Annotated in this window: 7 protein-coding genes and 2 pseudogenes; 2 read left to right on the top strand and 7 right to left on the bottom strand. The window is 33.0% G+C overall.

The window, feature by feature from the left end:
• Window positions 1–73: 73 nt before the first annotated feature.
• The 5 genes and pseudogenes from BEB54_RS29015 to BEB54_RS22275 all read right to left on the bottom strand — a co-directional run.
• A pseudogene (locus tag BEB54_RS29015) lies at window positions 74–259 on the bottom strand (lytic transglycosylase domain-containing protein); the annotation flags it as partial.
• Window positions 260–342: 83 nt separating this feature from the next.
• Window positions 343–561 carry a hypothetical protein gene (locus BEB54_RS22290; protein ID WP_105276693.1) on the bottom strand — a complete coding sequence of 73 codons (219 nt, stop codon included), beginning with the start codon at window positions 559–561 and terminating at the stop codon, window positions 343–345.
• A gap of 166 nt (window positions 562–727) precedes the next feature.
• Window positions 728–2,104 (bottom strand): HilA family transcriptional regulator YgeH, encoded by a 1,377-nt coding sequence (gene ygeH / locus BEB54_RS22285; protein WP_105276692.1) that lies wholly within the window; start codon window positions 2,102–2,104, stop codon window positions 728–730.
• A 334-nt stretch (window positions 2,105–2,438) separates the two neighbouring features.
• Window positions 2,439–2,930: pseudogene (locus BEB54_RS22280) on the bottom strand (tetratricopeptide repeat protein).
• A gap of 225 nt (window positions 2,931–3,155) precedes the next feature.
• Complete coding sequence (locus BEB54_RS22275) at window positions 3,156–3,647, bottom strand: hypothetical protein (RefSeq protein ID WP_039020558.1); 492 nt, start codon at window positions 3,645–3,647, stop codon at window positions 3,156–3,158.
• Between the two features lie 430 nt (window positions 3,648–4,077).
• On the opposite strand from BEB54_RS22275, the gene yqeK reads away from it, so the two are divergent.
• Entirely contained in the window at window positions 4,078–4,503 is a 426-nt protein-coding gene (gene yqeK / locus BEB54_RS22265) for a protein YqeK (RefSeq protein ID WP_000350603.1), read from the top strand.
• Between the two features lie 35 nt (window positions 4,504–4,538).
• Window positions 4,539–4,619 carry a hypothetical protein gene (locus BEB54_RS22260; RefSeq protein ID WP_072132081.1) on the top strand — a complete coding sequence of 27 codons (81 nt, stop codon included), beginning with the start codon at window positions 4,539–4,541 and terminating at the stop codon, window positions 4,617–4,619.
• Window positions 4,620–4,651: 32 nt separating this feature from the next.
• Here BEB54_RS22260 and yqeJ read toward each other — a convergent pair whose 3' ends face one another.
• Window positions 4,652–5,134, bottom strand: a complete 483-nt coding sequence (gene yqeJ, locus BEB54_RS22255) for a protein YqeJ (RefSeq protein ID WP_000568331.1) — start codon at window positions 5,132–5,134, stop codon at window positions 4,652–4,654.
• Window positions 5,127–5,936, bottom strand: a complete 810-nt coding sequence (locus BEB54_RS22250; protein WP_088542177.1) for a winged helix-turn-helix domain-containing protein — start codon at window positions 5,934–5,936, stop codon at window positions 5,127–5,129. The genes yqeJ and BEB54_RS22250 overlap by 8 nt, the downstream gene beginning before the upstream one ends.
• Window positions 5,937–6,160: the final 224 nt, after the last annotated feature.

Below are 6,160 nucleotides of genomic sequence, written 5' to 3'. Positions count from 1 at the left end.
CTAGTCTAAAAACTAGTATTAAGACTATCACTTAAATAAGTGATATTGGTTGTCTGGAGATTCAGGGGGCCAGTCTATTCTTGCCGATGCTATCATTTTTTAAATTACTTTCAACAAGAGCGATAGCTTTGATCAAATTTGGTTCGATTCTGAAAATTGATCCTGCTTCATTAAAGCAAGCGCTACTGGCGAAAGACATTTTTGTAATTAATACAGAAAACATGAAGATGGATAAGATTTTAACTTTGGGTAAGCGCATATATTTTTATGTGTAGGATTGAAGGAAAGGAACGAGATACTAATATAATCAGTATCTCGTTAAACATTTAAGTGGTCAATTGTCTACCACTCCAGTTCATAGTAAGGAGAGATAGGATTATCTTTCGAATACATATCATTTTGAAAAGATGCCATCCATGTTGAAACTATAAATGCTTGTATTTGATCTGTATCAGTAGCACTGGTGGTGATGTGTTTAACTAATGAAACTACTTCTTCACCCGTTGCAGTTGCTATATTTAAACTTTGAGAAAAATTATTCATATTGATTGGATTAGTCATAAAGTTCCCTTTTTATTTGTCCAGGCCAATAGCCTATACACAATACTTTTTAATCTAGAGTATTTGATATATATTGCAATAAGGTAAATATCTTAGATATTTTCATCTCTGCTGTTTAAATAACTAGCTGCATACATCTAAACAATAAAATTGCGACAATAAAGATTTATCGCATACAAATTCTCGTCAGTTGCTTTAGTTTCAAAATGTTGTCAATTATAACTCGATGGCTTTCACTCGAAGTTTCTTTATAGTAGCGTTTCATGTTGCTTTTGAGCGGGTTAGGCACATACATATCTACACACTCTTTTATCACAACTGCTTTTCGTCTTCTGGGTTCGAGTTGTAGTGATTTGTCTATACAAATCCTTGCCTCTTCAATTCTTTCATTATGAAAGTTGACAAGTGCTCTATAGTAGTAGAGAGAGGCTATATCAGTTGTGTTTATCTTAGCCTGTTCAAATAAGATATGAGATACTTTTGCTTGTCCAGACAGGCCAGTTATCAGTCCCATAATAGCTAAAATTTTTCCATCGACATTGGTTATGTCTGATACATAATGTAAAAGCTCTAATGCTTTTTGAGCAGCAAGTTCAAGTTCATATTTTCCATGAAGTGCCAAAGACATATGGCATTCCGCTAGCAGACAATAACATTCTGTTTTTAGCGTCTGTATATCACTTTTATTTTGTAATCCATCAAATATAGTCATAGCCCTGTAAATGCTTTCAGGAGTAAACTCGTAAAGTTCTTTCTTACCAGCCAACAGTTCATCTGATAAATAATGATTCTTGTAACCTTGATCCGGTTTAGCTAATCTTACAGAACGCTCTGGATTATGTACCGTTTGAAGGATATTATCTATAATAAATTGTGATGTGTTATGTAGTTCATCAACAGGAAGATGATTACTGGCGATGAGGAAAAGATTTTTAGCGTCGATCAGTTCAATATATAAAGTTTTCACTGCGTTATTCTGGTTTATTCTTCCTGTAACGAAATAATCTGGCTTGAATCTTCTCAAAAATGAATTTTGCGATATGTGATCATTACAAAAATTTGTCGCAGCCATCGGATAGGTATAAAGGCCCTCGATTTTTTTATTTGAAATGTTTTGCACTAATTCCTGATTAAGTATTAACGGATCCAGGGTATTCAATGAAGTGGTGAAAGGAAATATAGCTATGGAATAGTCTGAAGTGTTATCTTCATTTATTCTAGTTTTGAAAACCTGTCCACTGAAACGATAACCTTTCCGGTAGATTGTTTCTATGCAACGATCATAGCCAATTTTTTCAAAAATGCAGCGCAAAGAATAGATACATCTTGTCAGGGACTCGTCACTTACAATAATATTTTTCCATACTGATTCGATGATCATATCTTTCAGGACAACATGACCAGCGGATTCAAGTAATACGATCAATACTCCTAACTCTTTCGGTGGAATATAAATTTGCTCATTTCCTTGAGTAAGAATTCCATCTTCCGTGAGCGTTAATCCCTCAAGAAAATGATATGAGAATTTATTTTCTAAGTCCATTAGTTAACCTCTATGAAAAAATTGGTTTCTTGCATCCTGCATAAGCAATAGAAATAGTGGCTATTCATATTTATGTGTCATTAATGCTATAGGAGTTTACATTCGACATATCTATGGTTGTGTTCACTAATTTATCTTAGGAATTCAGTGATGTAATCTGAAATAGCCTTATTCAATTTTGATAAAATAGATTGTTCTCTAACGCGTTGAAAAATAATAATTTATAGTGTGTTCTTAACTGTTTTAAGATGTTGATTTAAGAAAACATAAGAGAAGCTGGTCATAGTGGTTAACTGCACTATAACCAGCAATTTTAACCAAATGATTGTAATGCTTAGCCATTATCTTCTGAATTATCAGTTAAGAGTTCAATATATGCCTGCGCTTTGCTCTTAACACTTTCATCCTCACAATTGTTAATAATATGATAGAAACATTGCATTGCGTTATCGATATTTTTAGCCCCAATTTGACATTGACCCATACGATAAATAACTGAATAGTCATCATACGGGGAGTAATTGTAACTTAGTTTGTAAAGGTCATATGCTTGTTGATATTTCTTTTTTTACTGGCATACTGATGCAAAACCTTTTAGATATTCATGATTTTCGAACGCATAAATGCACAGAAATTTATAATAAATTTCTGCGTCCGTTATGTTACCTTTTTCATGGTAGTCGAATGCATATGCATATATTCTATCAAGGATATCAGGAGTCAATCCATGTAGTAATGCCAGATTTTCTCCTTGCGATAATGCGTGTTTTAGTTGACTTGCCCATTCATCACTGTTATTGAATATTTCAAGTGTATCTGTGCTCATAATATTCCTCTGTGATGTGTTTCGTGATGCTAAATTATTATTGATTGACTCATTAATTTTTTTGTATTTATCTTTTTTGAATTATGAGTTTTAAGCTTGCATTGCTTATGGGTATATTGGTTCATTATTAGTAAAAATATTGACCACTATAAACCAATAATGTCATTAGTTGTTTTCTAATATTCACCTTATTAGTTATCTTATTTACGATATTTCATAAATGCCTTAATATGCATGACCTTGATTCATATTATCAATTTCCATTTTTTCGATGAAAATTAAAAAGGGGATTTTTGCGAAGGGTAGTAAGTCGTCTGGTTTTTTTTCTTTATTATGTCTGATGACGAGGGGGGATAGTACGTCGGTGCATATAGTAGAGAATTTATTCAGGTCTAAATTATTCTCTATTTTGGCCAGTTTTATGAGTTCATTTGTAGCCATACTCATTAAATCATCTGTTATCGGAAATTTATATATGCTCATAGCAGATAATATTGCTTGCTGAATTATTTCTTCAGAAATATCCGCTATCTTTATTGACAAATCATGTGTTAGATATTTTCCTCCAAGAGATTCTTGTTCAATATAATTTAAACCAGACCTCATCGTAATTTTAACTGGATTCACGAATTTCTCTTCGTTTTTCTTATTTTTGTTCTCTTGATCAGGAACTAATGGTTGCAGTGGTAGGCTATTATTAATATTTCGTGGCTTCATTTTACATTTCTCTCATTTGATTAGAGCAAAATCCGAATTCGCAGCTTCTGATAATGTCAAATATCACCTTTTCTAATGCTTTATTCTATCAAAAATCGCTCATTTTTACTTTTTTTACCATAATGTTACTTAGTAGCATCGGCAATTTACATAACTTACATGTTGTTTTTTATATCCTGAAAAAACAGATAGATAGTGTGCACACTCGAAATGATATTGGTAACATAAATAGCTTTATTCGTGACAAACATCTCAAAAGATTTCCTTTTATTATTTTTGAAATTCATTTGATCAAGGTTATCACCTTATGGAGACGTTACGTAGAATGACTATATTTGTTATCGGCACATTAGGGGTATTAAATTTAGTATTGATGGAAGGTGATTATTGAACAGTAACATCGAGTCACGGTAAAAATGTGAGGTATATAATGGACATTGAGTTTTCGCAGATTCATGAAATGGTCTATATGCATGATATTGTAAATTCGGACTCGAAAAAGAAACCAAGGATTCCGTTAAAAAAATTCCTTAATGCTGAGAAGGTTCTCACGCAAACAACATCATGGGCACTAAATTCAAGATATGTGAATGTTAATTCTGTCAGTAAAGTCAACGTAAAGAGTAAAGTTAAAAACAGTTATATCTCACGATCTGTCAATGATGAGTTTAGTTTAACAGATGATGAAATCAATTCTTTTAAAGAAACGTTAGTCCTTTCCTCTATTGATTCACTAAGTAAACTGGTTCTTAATAATCCTCTTTCTGTATTGTTTACATCGACTGTACGAAGGAATAATAATAGAGCTAAGATGAATGTTGAGTTCGACTCATGGATTTGCACCAGATGTTGTTGATACATGATATTTTACATTGCAAGGTGATGTCTAAAATGAAAGATGTTGATCAAAACTTTGATGCTTTATACTGGCATATACTACAAGCATATTTAATTTTATTGTTTTATGATTAACGAGGTTCCATCTTTTTGTTATCTATTTAAGTTTACCTTGCACAATGCATGATTGCTCTGTTACCAATACTCAAAATAAAAGCATGCTTACCTTGCTTTAGTATATTATAGCTTACACTTTTTTCTGGAAAGACATAAAAATCAGGAATAAGTTCTGCAAGTCTATCATCATCGACTTGATCCATGATCTCAAATTTATTAACTTTCTTTGATGTTAAATGGGCTGTGTCATAGTTTTCAATCCATGTGTATTCAATATTTCGCCGTATTGATTTACTTTCTCTGTTGCCTTGTTGCCAGGTTCCGCTCAACGCAACAGTTCCTGTTTTATTTTTTTGGTTATACATAAAGTCGATGGTAAGATTTGCTCGCCCCTTGTCATTAAAAATTACCCAATTTGCAGTGCATGTTTCATTATATATCATTTTTTCTGCAGTATAAGAGTAAACAATGAAGAGAATAAACCCACTGATGAAAACTAAAATAAATAATAAGTTTTTTTTATAATCAATCACGATTAACCTCACGGTAAGACAGGGTTAAACAGCCTGCCACTTCATGTTGGTTATAATTTTTATTGCATGCCATAACAATCATCCTTGGTGAGGATTTTGCAAGAGGGAAGTATAACCACGGATATTTTTTACAGTTAATCCCCGAATCCAGTATCCGTGTCTTATATTTATCGAACTCTTTCAACCCATCAATTGTATCTTCTGTCACATTAAAATGGCAGCCATTAATTTCCGCAACAGTCTTGTAATCCTTGAAGAATGGCTTCGGTTGATTATTATTCCATAGCCAATGTGCAGAATATACGCCTATAGCAAATATGCTCAACATAATTAGATAACTTTTTATATGTTTGAGGATTTTGTTATTGAAATTGTTTGCGCTACCAATGCTCTCTTTGTACCCCGCATTACCTTTTACGGCAGGTGGGGTATTGTGTGTATGTGCGTCTGTTGAAGAGTTTATTGCATGATTTTGTATGTTAATGTCATTATGAATCTTGAATCCTCTTCTCGGCACGGTTGCAATAAGCGAGTGGGTGGTATCACCAACAGCGCGAAATCCGCGTCTGATAATGGATATGTTCTGATATAACGTGTTAGTTGGCACACGCATACCTTCTTCTTCCCAGACTCTGGTGAAAAAATCTTGTTGTGCAACCACATCAGGAAAAGCTTCAAGTAGAAGTGATAAACAACGACTGGCTGGCGTTGTCAGAACGACGTTAAGATCGGCGTTATGTACCGATATTAATTTTCGGTGCTCAGGCCAGAACTCGATATTATCGTTAATAATCCAGTACATACGTCAATAGACACTAAATCAATCGAAATGGAAATCACATAGTTTGCTAAGTATATTGGTATTTACGGCATAAATATATATTAATTTTATATTTATCATAATGATTGAAATGAGGCTTTAATGTCGCAACGTAAAACTTTACGTAAATTAACATGATTAACATTTACGCCACTATTGTTTGTAAATTCATATTTCGTAATGCTTCTGAATTTTTCGTGTGATGG

The sequence above is a fragment of the Escherichia sp. MOD1-EC6021 genome, from assembly GCF_002965245.1.
Taxonomy (GTDB): Bacteria; Pseudomonadota; Gammaproteobacteria; order Enterobacterales; family Enterobacteriaceae; genus Escherichia; species Escherichia coli_F.
The sequence above is the reverse complement of the archived record's forward strand: the minus strand, read 5'-3'. Positions and strand labels throughout refer to the sequence as shown.